The 16,983-nt window shown below is 67.5% G+C and carries 12 protein-coding genes; 8 read left to right on the top strand and 4 right to left on the bottom strand.

Annotated features, from left to right (window positions below):
• Window positions 1-2: 2 nt before the first annotated feature.
• The gene (locus tag AB0L06_RS27465) at window positions 3-194 is read right to left on the bottom strand and encodes a DUF397 domain-containing protein (protein WP_500233988.1); all 192 of its coding nucleotides are present in this window, start codon (window positions 192-194) and stop codon (window positions 3-5) included.
• Entirely contained in the window at window positions 191-1,012 is an 822-nt protein-coding gene (locus AB0L06_RS27460) for a helix-turn-helix domain-containing protein (RefSeq protein ID WP_500233987.1), read from the bottom strand. Before AB0L06_RS27460 ends, AB0L06_RS27465 begins: the two co-directional genes overlap by 4 nt.
• A gap of 67 nt (window positions 1,013-1,079) precedes the next feature.
• Between AB0L06_RS27460 and AB0L06_RS27455 the strand changes: the two genes are divergently transcribed.
• The 3 genes from AB0L06_RS27455 to AB0L06_RS27445 all read left to right on the top strand — a co-directional run bounded on the left by AB0L06_RS27455 (window position 1,080) and on the right by AB0L06_RS27445 (window position 2,454).
• Window positions 1,080-1,541 carry an ATP-binding protein gene (locus AB0L06_RS27455; RefSeq protein WP_500233986.1) on the top strand — a complete coding sequence of 154 codons (462 nt, stop codon included), beginning with the start codon at window positions 1,080-1,082 and terminating at the stop codon, window positions 1,539-1,541.
• Window positions 1,441-1,893 carry a YxzC family protein gene (locus AB0L06_RS27450; RefSeq protein ID WP_500233985.1) on the top strand — a complete coding sequence of 151 codons (453 nt, stop codon included), beginning with the start codon at window positions 1,441-1,443 and terminating at the stop codon, window positions 1,891-1,893. The genes AB0L06_RS27455 and AB0L06_RS27450 overlap by 101 nt, the downstream gene beginning before the upstream one ends.
• 144 nt (window positions 1,894-2,037) lie before the next feature.
• On the top strand, window positions 2,038-2,454 hold the full coding sequence (locus AB0L06_RS27445; protein ID WP_500233984.1) for a hypothetical protein: 417 nt from the start codon (window positions 2,038-2,040) through the stop codon (window positions 2,452-2,454).
• 248 nt (window positions 2,455-2,702) lie between these two features.
• Here AB0L06_RS27445 and AB0L06_RS27440 read toward each other — a convergent pair whose 3' ends face one another.
• Window positions 2,703-3,302: a hypothetical protein gene (locus tag AB0L06_RS27440; RefSeq protein WP_500233983.1), complete on the bottom strand. Its 600-nt coding sequence runs from the start codon at window positions 3,300-3,302 to the stop codon at window positions 2,703-2,705.
• Window positions 3,303-3,688: 386 nt separating this feature from the next.
• On the opposite strand from AB0L06_RS27440, the gene AB0L06_RS27435 reads away from it, so the two are divergent.
• The 5 genes from AB0L06_RS27435 (at window position 3,689) to AB0L06_RS27415 (ending at window position 16,403) form a co-directional block, all read left to right on the top strand.
• Window positions 3,689-12,295 carry a CLIPPER-2 domain-containing protein gene (locus AB0L06_RS27435; RefSeq protein WP_500233982.1) on the top strand — a complete coding sequence of 2,869 codons (8,607 nt, stop codon included), beginning with the start codon at window positions 3,689-3,691 and terminating at the stop codon, window positions 12,293-12,295.
• A 167-nt stretch (window positions 12,296-12,462) separates the two neighbouring features.
• A complete protein-coding gene (locus AB0L06_RS27430; protein WP_500233981.1) occupies window positions 12,463-14,328 on the top strand; it encodes a CLIPPER-2 domain-containing protein in 1,866 nt (621 codons plus the stop codon).
• A 103-nt stretch (window positions 14,329-14,431) separates the two neighbouring features.
• Window positions 14,432-15,343 (top strand): DUF11 domain-containing protein, encoded by a 912-nt coding sequence (locus AB0L06_RS27425; RefSeq protein WP_500233980.1) that lies wholly within the window; start codon window positions 14,432-14,434, stop codon window positions 15,341-15,343.
• A gap of 17 nt (window positions 15,344-15,360) precedes the next feature.
• The gene (locus AB0L06_RS27420) at window positions 15,361-15,486 is read left to right on the top strand and encodes a hypothetical protein (RefSeq protein ID WP_500233979.1); all 126 of its coding nucleotides are present in this window, start codon (window positions 15,361-15,363) and stop codon (window positions 15,484-15,486) included.
• Window positions 15,487-15,554: 68 nt separating this feature from the next.
• On the top strand, window positions 15,555-16,403 hold the full coding sequence (locus AB0L06_RS27415; RefSeq protein WP_500233978.1) for a CLIPPER-2 domain-containing protein: 849 nt from the start codon (window positions 15,555-15,557) through the stop codon (window positions 16,401-16,403).
• Window positions 16,404-16,515: 112 nt separating this feature from the next.
• Here the strand turns inward: AB0L06_RS27415 and AB0L06_RS27410 are convergent, their stop codons facing one another.
• Window positions 16,516-16,941 (bottom strand): MarR family winged helix-turn-helix transcriptional regulator, encoded by a 426-nt coding sequence (locus AB0L06_RS27410; RefSeq protein WP_500233977.1) that lies wholly within the window; start codon window positions 16,939-16,941, stop codon window positions 16,516-16,518.
• Window positions 16,942-16,983: the final 42 nt, after the last annotated feature.

The following is a 16,983-nucleotide window of genomic DNA, read 5'->3' as shown; positions in this document are numbered from 1 at the left end:
ACTCAGCCCTCCGAAGGCATCTCCTTGATGCACTCCACGAGACCCCCAAACTCAACCTCAGTCAAGCTCAGGTGTCCGTTGCCAGGGCTCTTCGAGTCTCGGATGCCCACACGCTGCACAAAGCGCCCCAACTCAACACACTGCTCGTCGGTCGCGCCGCCGCTGTACGAACTCTTGCGCCATGTCACGTTCATGAGTACCTCTCCAAGTACTTGAGCAACACCGACCGCGAAGCGTCTTCAGAGGCCGCCTTAGCGCCCGTGCGATCAAAAATAATGGACAGTTCGCGGACTTCGCCAGGCGTCTCGATCATGCGCCCGCCGTTGGTGGCACCGGCGTACGCGACATCTCGGCTTCCCAGACTGAGCATCTGGACCGAACCGTCACCCCCGACGTGGGCACCCGCCGAGAACGGAACCACGCGGATGCTGACCCCCGGGAGGTCAGCCAACTTGAGCAGGTACTCAATCTGCGCCTTCATCACCTCCCTGCCACCGACCTCCCTCGCAAGAACACCCTCATCGAGCAGCGCCCAGACCTCCAGGTCACCACTCTCGACACGTTCAAGGAACATCTTCTTGCGAGTCACCCGGCGCACCATCGACGCCTCGTAGTCCTTCGCGACCCCCGCACGCACGTATGCCCAGGTGTAGTCGTCCGTCTGCAACGCGATCGGGATCACCTGCCCATGCCACAGCTTGATCAGACTGGCCTGCTCCTCATACCTCGCAAGCTGCTTGCCCCACTCCGGTTTGTGCTCCATGCACGCAAACCACAACATCACCTGCAGAAGTACGCCAGTGTCATATTTGCCGTCTAGCTTCCTCAATTGGTCTTCCTGAGGACGCTGCCGTCCGGCCTCCATGTTCGAAACAGAGGAGCGGGCAACGCCGATGATCTTTCCGCACTGGGTCAGCGACAGCCCCTGCTTCTCCCTCAGAAAGCGCAGGTAGAAGGCCAGAAAGTGCCACATCGAGATCTTGGGGTCCAGGGGGTCGCGGACGAGGGGCATGTGAACTCCTGTTTGGTGCTGTTTGAATAACACGGCAAGCCTAGGCACGGAGAGCGACGCTTGGGGCGTGAATTCAGACATCCGGTTCGAGGACGGCACAGCGGTGACGCCGAAGACAGACGACCTGATCATGTCCATGCTGGGCTCACCTGCGGCGGCGGGGCTCGCACGGACGATGACGGCGCAGCGACTTCACAAATGGGACTTTTTCCATATTCACGACGATGCCGCTCTTATCGTCGCTGAACTCGTGGCGAACGCGGCCGAGGCGACGCCGTGCGCGAAAATCCGGTTCCAGCTCAGCAAGGACGCTCACGGAATCGTGATCGCCGTCTGGGATTCCAGCCCCGCTCTCCCGGTCGCCAGACCGGTCACCGAAATGACTCTGGACGAACTCGACATTTCCGAAGAGTCCTTCGATGTGAACGGTGGCTGGGGCCTCCCGATCGTCCAGGCCCTCTCGAACTGCTGCGGTTGCACCCCCGACCCGTCCGGCGGCAAATGGATCTGGGCCCGCCTCGTCCCCTGACAGTGGCGCGGCCTCGAGATCGCCGAACCGTCGCGTGCAAGGTGCCCACATCAGGCGACCTTCGCCCTGCCGGTACGTTCGGGGAATGGATGACGGCGACCGACCGACGCTCGATCAGATCGAGGAACGCTTCGTGGAACTTGTCGCTGGTCGGCTGTCCCGGGACAACGCCGACCGGTGGGCGGCGAGGTGGGTTTCGGACGACGGGATCGACTGGGACGACGTCTCCTGGTGGGCGCTGAACCTTCTCTACGGGATCGATCTGCCCGCGGGCGCGGGCGGTGGCTACCTGCACGATGACGAACAGGTGCGGGCTTGGCTCGCCGAGCTGAGGGAACGCCGGGCGATGTGACGCCGATCGGGACCAGGGCACCAGGTTCGTCCCCGTCCGCATCGTCGGGGTGTGTACGGCTACGTCGCAGGTAATCGCCCTGTCTACCGGACGTTCCCTAGCGTCGTGGTCATCGAGGTGACGAACTCCGGAAAGAGGACTCCGATGACCACGACGACCACGACTCGCAACTCCACCGGCCTGTTCGCCGACGCCAACCGGTTCCTGCGGCTGGCGCTGCGCCTGGACGCGATCGTGACCGGCGCCAACGGCCTGCTTTACCTCGCTCTGGCCTCTCCGCTCCAGGACCTGCTCGGACTCGACGTCGGCCCTGGACGAGAGATCGGCGCGTTCCTCCTGCTGTACGCCGTTGCCGTGTGGGCCATCTCCATGCGGCCCAAGCGAATCGCCGTGACGGCCGTGGTCGAGGCGAACGCACTGTGGACGGTTCTGAGCGTCCTCACCGTGATCGAGGGCTGGTTCTCACTGAGCACCGTCGGGGCCGTGTGGGCAGTGCTCCAGGCCATCGTGGTCGCCGGCTTCGGAGCCCTTCAGTACATCGCGCTACGCCGTACGCGCTGAACCGATGACATCCGGACGTCCGACAGCGACAGTCGCGGGGGCTCTGACCAGCGCGAGCATCGATGTGATGTGCAGCGCGAACAGAAGCGGCACGGCGGCTGTCGGGATCAGCACGAGCGGGAGCGCGCTGATCCCCGCGCCGGGCGGCGTGGCGCCGAGCGACCGTAGCCGGTGAGCTGCCGCGGCCCCCGGGGGCGGCTTCCCGCCGCGCCCATGAAGCCCTGCCCGCGGCCCGCGACCGCTGCTCATCAAGCAGCGGGGCCGGTGATCAATCCGTTCGGTGAGGCGAGCGGCTCTTCGCGGCGGCGCTTGTAGTACGCGTACGTCACCGCCAGGAGCAGCGGGCCCCACAGGGTCAGCGGAAGGGTGGCGCCCATCGCGAGGGTCTTCCACCAGCCGTTGGAGTACTCGACGAGGGGCACCCCTCCAATGTGGAACAGGGCGAGCCACAGGGGATCCCACAGCGCGATCAGCCCCAGGCCGCCGAGTGCGCCGGGCACGATCGCGGCGAGCGGCGGAATGCGCCTTCCTCCGATGAACGGCATCCATGACGGTGCGATTTCGCCCCATCTGGCCAGCAGGCCGAAGGTGAGATAGGCCAGTCCCTCCGAGAGAACACTGAGCCCGAAAACATACAGAATCACCCACCAGTGCCAGGGCTTGTGCACCTGGTAAACCTGGCCCATCTCGTACCCGAACGCAAACGGCAGACGCCACACGCACGACGGGAGGACGAGCAGGGGAACAAGCCGGGCGCAACGGACGGCCCAGCCCGGAACGGGACGCGCGGTGCCGCCGACCGCCGGAGAGGGATGAAGCTTTGATTCGCATGGGTCGATCCTCGTCATCCGAGGAGCGCCGGTGATCCCCTTCAGGAGGGATTCGAGGGGACCACAGCGGGAGGCGGCCCCCTCGTCCGGGGCCCGGATTCCCCCGCACGGAGGACCCCGGACGAGCTGGGTGGACGCTCGGAACGCTCCCCGGCATCCGCCTTTTCCCGTCGTCCGATGATCACTGAAATCGAACCGTTTGTCCATGCGGCTTTACTGTGGCCACATAACACCCTGAAACTGTTTTGACATTCCCATTTTCCTGGGCAGTTTGGGGTGCGACGAACCTTTTCTCCCGGCCCGGAAACAGTGCCGTTTCAAATGGTGCTGATCTTGGGGTTCTTCGCGATCGGTAGCGGGTAGATCACGCCGCGTATTGATCATGTTGGGCCTGGGGGAAAAGCATGGGCGGTCCACGCCACGGCGGAATGTTGCGCCGGCTGAGTAAGACGAGAGCATTCATCGCAGCAGTGCTCTGCTGCGCGCTCGTGACCACCGCGGCATCGCCCGCGTCAGCCGGGCAGGCCCATGCCGACGCCCTCAGAAAGCCCGTCGTGCCGGCGGCCGCCGCGCGCGGAAATCCAACGCTGAGCAGTTCGTTCAGCTCGGGTAAACCCGCGATCGGTCAAAGCGCGACTTTGACGTTCACCATCACGAACACTTCCGGCAGGCCCGCGAGGCATGGCCTGTCGTTCACCGACAAACTCGCGCCGGGTCTCAAGGTGGCGCGCGTCGCGCATGCCGGCACGGATTGTTCCCGCGGTCACGTCAAGGCACGTCGAGGTGGCAACACGATCACCCTGACCGGCGCGTCCCTGAAGGCCGGTCAAGGGTCCTGCAAGGTGACCGTCGACGTCACGTCCGGCAAAGCCGGGACCTACCGCAACGGCGCCTCCAACATCACCGGCTCCCACGGCCTGAGCCCGACGGGCTACACGGACATCGAGTTCCTGGCCGCCGCCATCCAGGCGGTCATCGTGACGAAGTCGGCCACCCCGACGACCTACACCGTCGCGGGCGAGACGATCACGTACCGCTACCACGTCACCAACACCGGGTCGGTCACCCTGCTCAACGTGAACGTCACGGACAACCTGCCCGGACTTTCCACGATCACATGCCCGGACACGACACTGGCCGTCCTGGCCAGCATGGACTGCACCGCGACGTACACGATCACCCAGGCCGACGTCGACTTCGGTTCCGTCTACAACGTGGCGATCGCGCACGGACAAGGGTCCGGCTTCCCCTCACCCACCGATTCGCCCCCGGCGGACTTCACCATCCTGGACGTGCCCGTCCCGTCGATCGCGATCGTGAAGTTCGCCGCTCCGCCGAGCTTCACCGGCCCCGGCCAGACCCTCACGTACAACTACCGGGTCACCAACAACGGTGGCGTGACCCTGGACAACGTCGGCGTCACGGACGACCTGCCGGGCCTGTCGACGATCACGTGTCCCGCGTCGACGCTCGCACCGGGCGAGAACATGACGTGCTCGGCCACCTACGTCACGACGGTCGCCGATGTGAGCCTCGGATTCGTCTACAACACTGCGACCGCGCACGGTACTCCGTCGGGTGAGACCGAGCCGGTGGAATCGCCTCCGGGGGACGCCACCGTGCCCTACATCCAGGCTCCCGCGCTGACGCTCGAGAAGTGGGCGACTCCCACGACCTACTCCGACGTGGGCCAGACGATCACGTACCACTACCGCGTCACCAACAGCGGCGGCGTGACCATGCAGAACGTCAGTGTCATCGACAACCTGCCGGGCCTGTCGACGATCACGTGCCCGCAGCTGAACCTGGAACCGGGCGAGAGCATGGAATGCTCCGCCACCTACCAGACGACGCAGGCCGACCTGGACATCGGATCGATCTACAACGTGGCCACCGCGCAGGGCACCGCGATCGGCGCGACAGAGCCCACGGACTCGAACCCGGCGGACGCCACCGTGACCGCCACCGCCAACCCGGCGATCACCATTCAGAAGACCGCGGACGTCAGCCAGTTCAGCGGATCGGGCCAGACCATCAACTACACCTACCACGTCACCAACACCGGCAACGTGAGCCTGGACAACGTCGGCGTCACCGACGACCTGCCCGGTCTGTCGCCGATCATCTGTGACGTGACAACGCTGCTTCCCGGTCAGAGCACCGACTGCCATGCCACCTACGTCACGACCCAGGCGGACGTGAACTCCGGCTCCGTCAGCAACACGGCGACGGCGCAGGGCACTCCGCCCGGCGGGCCCGGACCTGTCGAGTCGCCTCCGGACTCTGTCCTCATCCCGGCCGTCGCGGCTCCCGCGCTGTCGCTCGAGAAGTTCGCGACTCCCACGACCTACTCCGCCACAGGGCAGACGATCACCTACACGTACCGCGTCACCAACACCGGCAACGTGACCCTGAACAACGTCGGCATCACCGACAACCTGCCCGGACTGTCAACCATCACCTGCACCCAGACGGACCTGAATCCGGGCGAAAGCATGGACTGCTCCGCCACCTACATCACGACGCAGGCCGACCTGGACACCGGATCGATCTACAACGTCGCGACCGCGGAAGGCACCGCACCCGGCGCCCCAGGCCCCACAGTCTCCAACCCGGCGGACGCCACCGTGACCGCCACCGCCAACCCGGCGATCACCATTCAGAAGTTCGCGAACGTCAGCCAGTTCACGGGACCGGACCAGCCCATCCACTACACGTACTACGTCACCAACACGGGCAACGTGGTCCTCACCGACGTCGGAGTCACCGACGACCTGCCGGGTCTGTCGGCGATCGTGTGCAACACGACGACGCTGGCGCCGGGCGAGAGCACGTACTGCAACGCCCTCTACTACACGACCGTGCAGGACTGGGACAACCTCGTCGTCAGCAACACGGCGACGGCGCACGGCACTCCGCCCGGCGGGACCGGGCCCGTCGAGTCGCCTCCGGCGACCCTCGACATCCCGGCCCCGGTGGCTCCCACGCTGGTCATCGAGAAGTGGGCCGACCAGACCTCCTTCAGCTCCGTCGGCCAGGTGATCACGTACCACTACCGCGTCACCAACACCGGGAACGTGTACATCACCAACGTCCATGTCACCGATGCCCTGACGGACATCTCGCCGGTGACGTGTGACGCGACCTCGCTGAATCCCGGCGAGAGCTTCTACTGCACCGCCTACTACACCGTCACCCAGGCGGATCTGGACATCGGGTCCATCCACAACGTGGCGAGAGCCATCGGCTACCCGGAGGGCGGGACCGAACCGATCATCTCGGATCCTGCCGAGGTCATCATCCCGGCCACCGCCACCCCCGCGATGACGCTCGAGAAGACGCCGGACCCGCTGACCTACAACACGGTGGGCCAGACGATCAACTACACGTACACCGTCACCAACACGGGCAACGTGACCCTGACCGACGTCGGGGTCACCGACAACATGCCGGGCCTGTCCGCCATCACCTGCGACGAGACGACGCTGGCACCGGGCGAGAGCACCGAGTGTCACGCCACCTACCAGATCACCCAGGCGGACCTGGACGCCGGCTCCGTCCGCAACACGGCGAGAGCCCACGGCACCCCGCCCACCGGGGTCGGACCACCGATCGAGTCTCCGGACGCCGAGGCGGTCATCACCGCCAACATCATCACCTCGATCGAGGTCGTGAAGTCGGCCGACACGGCCACCTTCACCGGCCCCGGTGAGACGATCAACTACAGCTACCTGGTCACCAACACGGGCGACACGCAGCTGAACAACATCAGCATCAGCGACGACCTGGCGGGCCTGTCGGCCATCACCTGCGACGCCACGACACTGGCGCCCGGCGGTACCACCACCTGCCACGCCACCTACGTGACGACCCAGGCGGACGTGGACGCCGGATCCATCCACAACACGGCGACCGCGAGCGGCACCGGACCGGACGGGACGACCGTCGAGTCGCCGCCGTCCGAGGTCACCATCACGGGCGAGGCCAACCCGGCGATCACGCTGGAGAAGTCCGCGGACGTCAGCCAGTTCACCGGCGCGGGCGAGACCATCAACTACACCTACCACGTCACCAACACGGGCAACGTGACCCTGGAGAACGTCGGGATCACCGACGACATGGCGGGCCTGTCGACGATCACCTGCGACGCGACGACGCTGGCGCCGGGCGAGGACACCTACTGCCACGCCACCTACGTCACGACCCAGCAGGACGCGGACAACAACGAGATCCGCAACGTCGCGACCGCGCACGGCACTCCGCCTGGCGCGACCGAGCCCGTGACATCACCGCCGGACGAGGTCGCCATCCCCGGTTCGTCCAACCCCGCGATCACCGTGGAGAAGTCGGCCGACCGGGATTCGTTCGACGGCGCGAACCAGCTCATCACGTACTACTACGAGGTCACCAACAGCGGCAACGTGACCCTGCGCGACGTGAACGTCGTGGACGACCGAGGGATATCGGTCTACTGCCCGACGGACTCCCTGGAGCCGGGACAGAGCATGACCTGCTGGGCCCAGTACTACACGACCCAGCAGGACGTGGACCTGGGCTCCGTCAGCAACTCGGCGACCGCCCACGGCACTCCGCCCGGCTCGACCGAGCCCATCGACTCGCCGCCGTCGGACCTCACCATTCCGGCCAACGCCTTCCCGGCGATCACGCTGGAGAAGACGGCCGACCCGATGACCTACTCGGCCCCGGGCCAGACCATCTCGTACTCCTACCTGGTCACCAACACAGGAAACGTGACCCTGGACAACATCGGGATCACCGACGACCTGGTGGGCCTGAACTTCCTCGGCTGCGACGCCTCGACGCTGGAGCCCGGTCAGAGCACCTACTGCCACGCCACCTACGTCACGACGACGGAGGACGTGGCCTTGGGCTCCATCCACAACACGGCCACCGCGCACGGCACACCGCCGAGTTCGGGCACGCCCATCGACTCGCCGCCCTCGGACGTCACCGTCACCGCCGTGACGAACCCGGGGATCACCGTGGCGAAGTCCGCCGACCCGGACACCTACAACACGGTCGGCCAGACGATCAACTACACGTACCAGGTCACCAACACGGGCGACACGCAACTGGACAGCATCGGCATCACCGACAACCTGCCGGGACTGTCGGCGATCACCTGTGACGCGACGACGCTGGCGCCGGGCGCGAGCACGACCTGCCACGCCACCTACCAGGTGACCCAGGCCGACCTGGACAACGGTTCCATCAACAACTCGGCGACCGCGCACGGCACACCGCCGGGTGAGTCGCCCGTCGAGTCGCCGCCGTCCGACATCACGATCCTGGCCGAGTCCAACCCGGCGATCACGGTCGACAAGTCGGCCGACCCGACGACCTACTCGACCGTCGGCGAGACGATCAACTACAGCTACCACGTCACCAACACCGGCAACGTCACGCTCTACAACATCGGCATCAACGACGATCTGAACAACCTGTCGGCCGTCACCTGCGACGCCTCGACGCTCGCGCCGGGTGAGAGCACGGACTGCCACGCCACCTACACGATCACGCAGCAGGATGTGAACAACGGCTCCGTCCACAACTCGGCGACCGCCCTCGGCACACCGCCCGGCGGCACCGGGCCCATCGAGTCGCCACCGTCGGACGTCACCATCACCGCGACCGCCAATCCGAGCCTGACCGTGGACAAGTCGGCGGACCCGACCACGTTCTCCGGCCCGAACCAGACCATCACCTACCACTACCTGGTCACCAACACCGGCAACGTCACCCTGGACAACGTCGGCGTCACCGACGACCAAGGGCTGCTCGTCAGCTGCCCGGTGACCACCCTGGAACCCGGACAGAACGTGGACTGCACCGCCACCTACACCACTACGCAGGCGGACGTGGACTTCGGCTCCATCCACAACTCGGCGACCGCCCACGGCACACCGCCGGGTCAGCCGCCCGTCGACTCGCCACCGGACGACGTCACCGTCACCGCCGAACCCAACCCGGGGATCACGGTCCAGAAGACGGCCGACCCGGTGACCTACTCCGCCGCGGGCCAGCAGATCGCGTACACCTACGAGGTCACCAACACGGGGAACGTGACGCTCGACAACATCGGGATCACCGATGATCTGCCCGGTGTCTCGGCCGCCCTCTGCGACACGACGACACTGGCACCCGGCCAGAGCACGACGTGCCACGCCACCTACACGATCACGCAGACGGACGTCGACAACGGTTCCGTCCACAACAGCGCGACCGCGCACGGCACACCGCCCGGCGGCACCGGGCCCATCGACTCGCCGCCGTCGGACGTGACCATCACCGCCGAGCCCAACGCGGGGATCACCGTGGCGAAGTCGGCCGACCCGATGACCTACTCGACCGTGGGCGAGACGATCACCTACACGTACCAGGTCACCAACACCGGGAACGAGAGCCTGAACAACGTGGCGATCACCGACGACCTGCCCGGTCTGTCGGCCATCACCTGCGACACGACGAGCCTGGCGCCGGGCGCGAGCACGACCTGCCACGCCACCTACCAGATCACCCAGGCGGACCTGGACGCGGGTTCCGTCCACAACACGGCGACCGCGAGCGCCACGGAGCCGGACGGGACGCCCGTCGAGTCGCCGCCGTCAGAGGTCACCGTCATCTCCACCGCCAACCCGGCGATCACCGTGGCGAAGTCGGCGGACCCGACGACCTACTCGACCGTGGGCGAGACGATCACGTACAGCTACCACGTCACCAACACCGGGGACGTGACCCTGTACAACGTCGGCATCAACGACAACCTGCCGGGTCTGTCCTCGATCACCTGCAACGACTCGACCCTGGCGCCAGGGCAGAGCACCGACTGCAGCGCGACCTACCACATCACGCAGGAGGACCTGAACAACGGTTCCGTCCACAACAGCGCGACCGCGTTCGGCACGCCGCCCAGCGCGACCACGCCCATCGAGTCGCCGCCGGACGACGTCACCATCACCGCCAACGCCAATCCCGGCCTGACCGTGGAGAAGTCGGCCTACCCGACCTCCTTCGACGGCGCCGGTCAGACGATCTACTACTCGTACCGCGTCACCAACACCGGCAACGTGCCGCTGACCAGCGTGGGCGTCACGGACAGCGTGATCCCCTACATCACCTGCGCCTCGACGACACTGAATCCCGGCGAGAGCACGACCTGCAACGGCACCTACACGACAACGCAGCAGGACGTCGACAACGGCTCGGTCCACAACACCGCGACCGCGCACGGCACACCGCCCAGTGGCGGGCCGGTCGAGTCGCCGCCGGACGACGTCACCGTCGAGTCCACCGCCAACCCGGCGATGACGGTGAACAAGTCGGCCGACCCGATGACCTTCTCCGCAGTGGGCGACACGATCAACTACACGTACCACGTCACCAACACGGGCAACGTGACCCTGTACAGCGTCGGCATCACCGACGACCTGTCCGGCCTGTCGGCCATCACCTGCGACACGACGACCCTGGCGCCGGGCCAGAGCACGGACTGCCACGCCACCTACCAGGTCACGCAGGCCGATCTGAACCGCGGCTACGTCCGCAACTCGGCCACCGCCCACGGCACACCGCCCGGCGCGACCGAGCCGATCGAGTCGCCGCCGGACGAGGTCACCGTCCCGGCGACCTCCAACCCGGGTCTCACCGTGCAGAAGTCCGCGCAGCCGACATCCTTCTCGACGGTCGGCGAGACGATCCAGTACACCTACCACGTCAGCAACACGGGGAACGTGACGCTGGACGACGTCGGCGTCACCGACGATCTGCCGGGCCTGTCGTCCATCACCTGCGACCGGACGACGCTGCATCCGGGCGAGAGCATGGACTGCACCGCGTCCTACACCGTGACCCAGGCCGACCTGAACAACGGCCAGGTCCGCAACTCGGCGACGGCGCACGGCACACCGCCGGGTGGCGAGCCGATCGACTCGCCGCCGGACGAGGTCGTCGTGCCCGCCGAGCGCAACCCGGGCATGACCGTGAGGAAGACGGCCGACCCGACGTCCTTCACGGCCGCCGGTGAGACGATCACCTACCGCTACCACGTCACCAACACCGGGAACGTGCCGCTGACCGACGTGGGCATCACCGACAGCCTGAGCGGCCTGTCGGACATCACCTGCGACGCGACGACGCTGGACCCGGGCGAGAGCACGGACTGCCACGCCACCTACGTCACGACCCAGGCGGACGTCGACAACGGTTCGGTCCACAACTCGGCGACCGTGCACGGCACACCGCCCGGTGGCGGCGAGCCGATCGAGTCGCCGCCGGACGAGGTCGACGTCCCGTTCAAGCCGCACGAGCGCACGGGGCTCACCGTCCGCAAGAGCGCCGATCCGGAGACGTTCTCCCGGGCCGGCGAGGAGATCCACTACTCCTACCGGGTGACGAACACCGGCACCGTGCCGCTCAGCGACATCGGCGTCACCGACCGGCTGCGAGGCCTGTCGCCGATCACCTGCCCGCGGACGACGCTGGCGCCGGGCGAGAGCGTCACCTGCACCGCCACCTACGTGACGACGCAGGAGGACGTGAGCCGCGGCACGATCCACAACGTCGCGACGGCCCACGGCAGAACGCCCGATGGAGAGGTGATCGAGTCGCCGCCGGACGACCACACCGAGCACAGCACGGCCAGGCGTGGGATCACGGTGCGCAAGACGGTCCGGCCGAAGACCTTCTCCAGGGTGGGCCAGACGCTCCACTTCAGCTACCGGGTGACCAACACCGGCACGGTCGTTCTCCACAACGTCCGGGTCGATGACCGCCTGCCCGGTCTGTCGCCGGTGCGCTGCCCGAGCCGGACGCTGGCGCCGAGGGAGTCGATGACCTGCACCGCGACATACCACGTCACCGCCAGGGACCTCAGGAACAGGGCCGTGCGGAACCGCGCGGTCGCCGAGGGGACGCCGCCGGGATCACGGATCCCGTTGGTCTCCAGGCCGGCCAGGGTGACGTCCTACGGACACGTCCCGGTGACCGGATAGCGAGGAGCGCGCGTCGCCCCGCACACGAAACACACGCGGGGCGACGCACCCGGCACGGCGGCGGCCATCGCCGCCGTGCCGGTGGCCGCGACACAGGTCGCGGCCACCGAGATTCATGACGACAGGCAACGAGCACCACACGTTGATCACGTTGGTCGGGGGGAAGCATGAGCGGTCCAGGCCGCAGCGGATCGGTCCGCTACCTGAGCAGGACGAGAGCACTCTTCGCCGCCGTGCTGTGCTGCGCGGTGGTGTCGGCCATGGCCGTGCCCGCGGTGGCCGGCCAGGTCGGCAAGGACGCCGCTCTCGCAAGACCCGCCGTCCCGGCGGCCCATCCGGGAGCTCCGGCGCGGGACACCGCGCCCGACCACCTGACCCCACGAGGGAGCCCGGAGTTCATGCCAAAGGGCATTCCGATCCCGGGGCTCTGGATCACCGAGTCGGCCGACCCGGAGAACTTCTGGGCCGCCGGTCAGGCGATCACCTACACCTACCGCGTCACCAACACCGGGGACACCCCGCTGACCGACGTCGGGGTGAAGGACTCTCTACCGGGCATGTCGCCCATCACGTGCTACAAGACGGCCCTGGCGCCGCAGGAGAGCACGGACTGCACGGCCGTCTACACGACGACGGTCGAGGACCTGCGCCTGGGCTCCGTCTACAACGAGGCGGTCGCCTGCGGCACCGCGCCGGACGGTCTGGGCGGCATCCAATCGCCCGAACCGGCGGAGGCCATCGTGCCGGCCGTGCCCATGCCGTCGATCCACATCGAGAAGGCGGCCGATCCAGACTTCGTCGACGCACCGGGCGAAACGATCACGTTCCACGAACGCATCACCAACACGGGGAACACGGACCTGTCCAACGTCGGCGTCAAGGACGACCTGGACGGGTTGTCCCCGGTGAAGTGCGAGCGGGCGAGCCTGGCGCCGGGTGAGTCGACGGAGTGCGCCGGCGACTACACGACGACGCAGGCGGACGTCGACAACGGCTTCGTCCACAACGTGGCCACGGCATTCGGCGTCTCGTACTGCGCGCCGGAAGGCATCGAGTCGCAGCCGGACGAGGTCACCGTCCCCGTCCTGAGGCCGGGGATCAGCCTCCGGAAGTCGGCCGAGCCGATGACGTACTCGACCGCCGGCGAGACGATCACGTACAGGTACCACGTCACCAACACCGGCGACGTGCCCCTGCTCGGGATCGGCGTCAACGACGACATGGACGGCCTGTCGGACGTCCAGTGCGCCGACCGGGTCCTGAACCCGGGGGTGAGCACGGACTGCGCGGCCACCTATGTGACGACGCGGGAGGACGTCGAACGCGGATACCTCCACAACGTGGCGGCCGCGTACGGCACCTCGCCCGGGGGCGTTCCCACCGAGTCGGCTCCGTGCGAGGTCACCATCCCGGCCACGCCCATCGTGCCGCCGGCCCCGATCATCCAGCCCGTCCCGGCGCCGCCGCCGGTCCTGATCCAGCCCGTTCCGCCGCCGGCCCCGATCATCCAGCCCGTCCCTGCGCCGCCGCCGGTCATCGTCCAGCCCGTCCCGCCGCCGGTCGTCGTCCGGCCCGTCCCGCCACCGCCGCCGCCGGTCGCCGTTCAGCCGGTTCCGCCGCCGCCGGTCACGGTCCAGCCCGTGGTGCCGCCGCCGGTCACCGTCCGACCCAAGCCCGTCGAGCACCCGCGGATCAGCATCCGCAAGTCGGTTCGTCCCAAGACGTACTCCCGTGTGGGGAAGGTCCTTCACTACTCCTACCGGGTGACGAACACCGGCACCGTCGCTCTCCACGACGTCCGCGTCGTCGACAAGCTGCGCGGTCTGTCGGCGATCCACTGTCCCAAGGGGACGCTGGGACGGGGTGAGTCGATGACCTGCACGGCCACCCGCCGCATCACCCGGCACGATCTGAAGGCCAAGTGCGTGTGGAACGTCGCCGTCGCCCAGGGCACGCCACCCGGATCCAGGAGTCCGGTCACATCGAGGCCCGCCAAGGCGATCGCCTGCGCACACATCCCGGTCACTGGATGACGCACGACGCGGGAAACAGCGTGAGCACGGCGGCGGTCATCGTCGCCGTGCTCACGGCCGCCGGGACCAAGGCGGCCACCAGCAAGTCAAGTCAGGGGGAAACATGGGCGTTCCACGCCCCGGCGGAGGGTTCCGCCATCTGAGAAGAACACGAGCACTCGCGGTCGGTGCGCTCGCCTGCGCGATGGCGTCGGCGACGATCACAACGACGGTGACGGGCCAGGCACGGGCGGAAACCGCCACGAACATCACCGGCTCCGGCCGCGCGCACTGGCCGACTCCGCCGGTCCCGCTCGCGGACTGGACTCCCGACATCTCGCTGTACAAGACGGCCGACCGAACGACCTTCGCCGGTCCCGGGGAGCTGATCACGTACAACTACCGCGTCACCAACACCGGGAACACGCCGCTGATCAACGTGTACGTCGTCGACGTCCTGCCGGGGTTGTCGCCCGTGACATGCCCGGTGACGTACCTGGACGTGGGTGAGTTCACGGACTGCACCGCCACGTACGAGACGACGGCGGAGGACGTCGCGAGAGGCTCGGTCCACAACGCGGCGATCGCGCACGGCGTCACGCCGAACGGCCTGCCGCCCGTCGAGTCGCCGCCGAGCGAGGTCATCGTCCCCGTCGAGACCCCGCCCCCACCCCCACCCGTCCGCCACCCGGGGATCAGCCTGCACAAGCGCGTCCATCCGAAGACGTTCTCGCGTGTTGGCCAGCTCCTTCGCTACAGCTACCGGGTGACCAACACCGGCGACGTCACTCTTCACAACGTCGTCGTGGTCGACCGCCTGCGCGGTCTGTCGGCGATCCGCTGCCCCAAGGGGACGCTGGGGCGGGGTGAGTCGATGACCTGCACGGCCACCCGCCGCATCACCAGGCACGACCTGAAGCCCAAGTGCATACGGAACGTCGCCGTCGCCCAGGGCACACCACCCGAATCCAAGAGTCCGGTCACATCGAGGCCGGCCAGGGCGACCGCGTGCGGAATCGTCCCGGTCACCGGATGACACACGAAGGAATCAGCGTGAGCACGGTGGCGGCCAACACCGCCGCCGTGCTCGCGGCCGCCGACACCGAGGCGGCCACCAGCAGTTCAAGTCAGGGGGAGACATGGGCGTTCCACGCCCCGGCGGAGGGTTCCGCCATCTGAGAAGAACACGAGCACTCGCAATCGGCGCGCTCGCCTGCGCGATGGCGTCGGCGACCATCACAGCCACGATGACCGGCCAGGCACGGGCGGAAACCGCCATCGCCGGCTCCGGCCACCCGCACCGGTCTGGTCATCGGCCTGCCGGATCCGCGAACTACGAGCCCGACCTCTCGCTGAGGGAGGCGGCCACCCCGATGGCCTTCAGCGGTCCCGGGCAACCCATCAGGTTCACCTACCACGTCACCAACATCGGGGACGTTCCCCTGGTCGACGTGGGCATCATCGATCACCTGCCCGGACTGTCGCACGCGACATGCCGGACGAGAGCACTGGACGTGGACGAGAGCACGAACTGCACGGCCTGGTACCACACGACGCCGAGGGACGTGGCGGCGGGCTGGATCCACAACGTGGCGACCGCGCGCGGCGTCACGCCGGAGGATCACTCGCCCGCCTTCTCGGAGCCGTGCGAGGTCAACATCCACGGCATTCCGCACATCGCCCACATCGTTCCGCACATCGTGCCCGTCCTGCCGCACATCGCCCACGCCGTTCGGCACGTCGAGCACCCGGCGATCGGATTGCGCAAGCGGGTCCGTCCGAAGACGTACTCGCGTGTGGGGCAGGTGCTTCAGTACAGCTACCGGGTGACCAACACCGGCACTGTCACTCTCCATCGCGTCCACATCCACGACGGGCTGCGCGGCCTGTCGGCGATCAGCTGTCCCAAGCGGACGCTGCGGCGGGGAGAATCGATGACCTGCACGGCGACCTACCGCGTCACCAGGCACGACCTGATGACCAAGGTCGTGCGGAACCGTGCCTTCTCCAAGGGCACACCGGCTGGATCCCGGGTTCCCGTGTGCTCCAGGCTGGTCAGTGCGACCGCCTATGCGCACATCCCTGTGACCGGATAGCGGTGTGATTCACGAGCACGGCGACAGCGCCGGCCGCCGCCGTGCTCGTGCGTGCCCTCGGCTCCGCGTCGCCACCGGGCGAGTGCGTTGTGCGGAGCCGAGAGGCCGGGCATCAGGCGTGGGCCAGGTCGTCCGCGAGGCGGGCGGTGATGGCCTCGAGGACTCGTGCGGTGGTGGCGAGCTCTTCGGGCGTGGCCGCGCTGTAGGCACGTGCGATGGTCTCGGCGCTCGCGCCGCGGACGGTCTTGACCAGGGCGCGGCCGGCATCGGTGACCTCGATGGCCCCGTTCGGCAGAGTGTGGACGAATCCGCTGGTCAGCAGGTTGCCCAGGGCCGCAACGACCGCGGGCTCGGACCACTGGGTCAGGGCGGCGATGTGGGCGGTGTGGGCCTCGGGGGCGGTCGGGGCGGTGAGCTGGCCGAGGGTGATCCACTGCTTCTCGTCCAGGGTGGTGCCGCTGAGGGCGCGGGCCAGGACTGCGGTGTGGTGCTTCTCGACCTGGCCGATGATCTTCGGGGTCAGCGCGGTGGCGGACATGGCGTGCTCCTCAATCCGTGGCGGGTACGGGTTGATTTTGGC

Source organism: Spirillospora sp. NPDC052269, from assembly GCF_040679435.1.
In the GTDB taxonomy this organism is placed as follows: Bacteria; Actinomycetota; Actinomycetes; order Streptosporangiales; family Streptosporangiaceae; genus Spirillospora.
This window is presented reverse-complemented; position numbering and strand designations above follow the sequence as displayed.

Coding starts and splice junctions, on each gene's coding strand:
- AB0L06_RS27425 (WP_500233980.1), top strand. CDS start 14,432: ATGGGCGTTCCACGCCCCGGCGGAGGGTTCCGCCATCTGAGAAGAACA.
- AB0L06_RS27415 (WP_500233978.1), top strand. CDS start 15,555: ATGACCGGCCAGGCACGGGCGGAAACCGCCATCGCCGGCTCCGGCCAC.
- AB0L06_RS27460 (WP_500233987.1), bottom strand. CDS start 1,012: ATGCCCCTCGTCCGCGACCCCCTGGACCCCAAGATCTCGATGTGGCAC.
- AB0L06_RS27440 (WP_500233983.1), bottom strand. CDS start 3,302: ATGACGAGGATCGACCCATGCGAATCAAAGCTTCATCCCTCTCCGGCG.
- AB0L06_RS27435 (WP_500233982.1), top strand. CDS start 3,689: ATGGGCGGTCCACGCCACGGCGGAATGTTGCGCCGGCTGAGTAAGACG.
- AB0L06_RS27410 (WP_500233977.1), bottom strand. CDS start 16,941: ATGTCCGCCACCGCGCTGACCCCGAAGATCATCGGCCAGGTCGAGAAG.
- AB0L06_RS27465 (WP_500233988.1), bottom strand. CDS start 194: ATGAACGTGACATGGCGCAAGAGTTCGTACAGCGGCGGCGCGACCGAC.
- AB0L06_RS27430 (WP_500233981.1), top strand. CDS start 12,463: ATGAGCGGTCCAGGCCGCAGCGGATCGGTCCGCTACCTGAGCAGGACG.
- AB0L06_RS27445 (WP_500233984.1), top strand. CDS start 2,038: ATGACCACGACGACCACGACTCGCAACTCCACCGGCCTGTTCGCCGAC.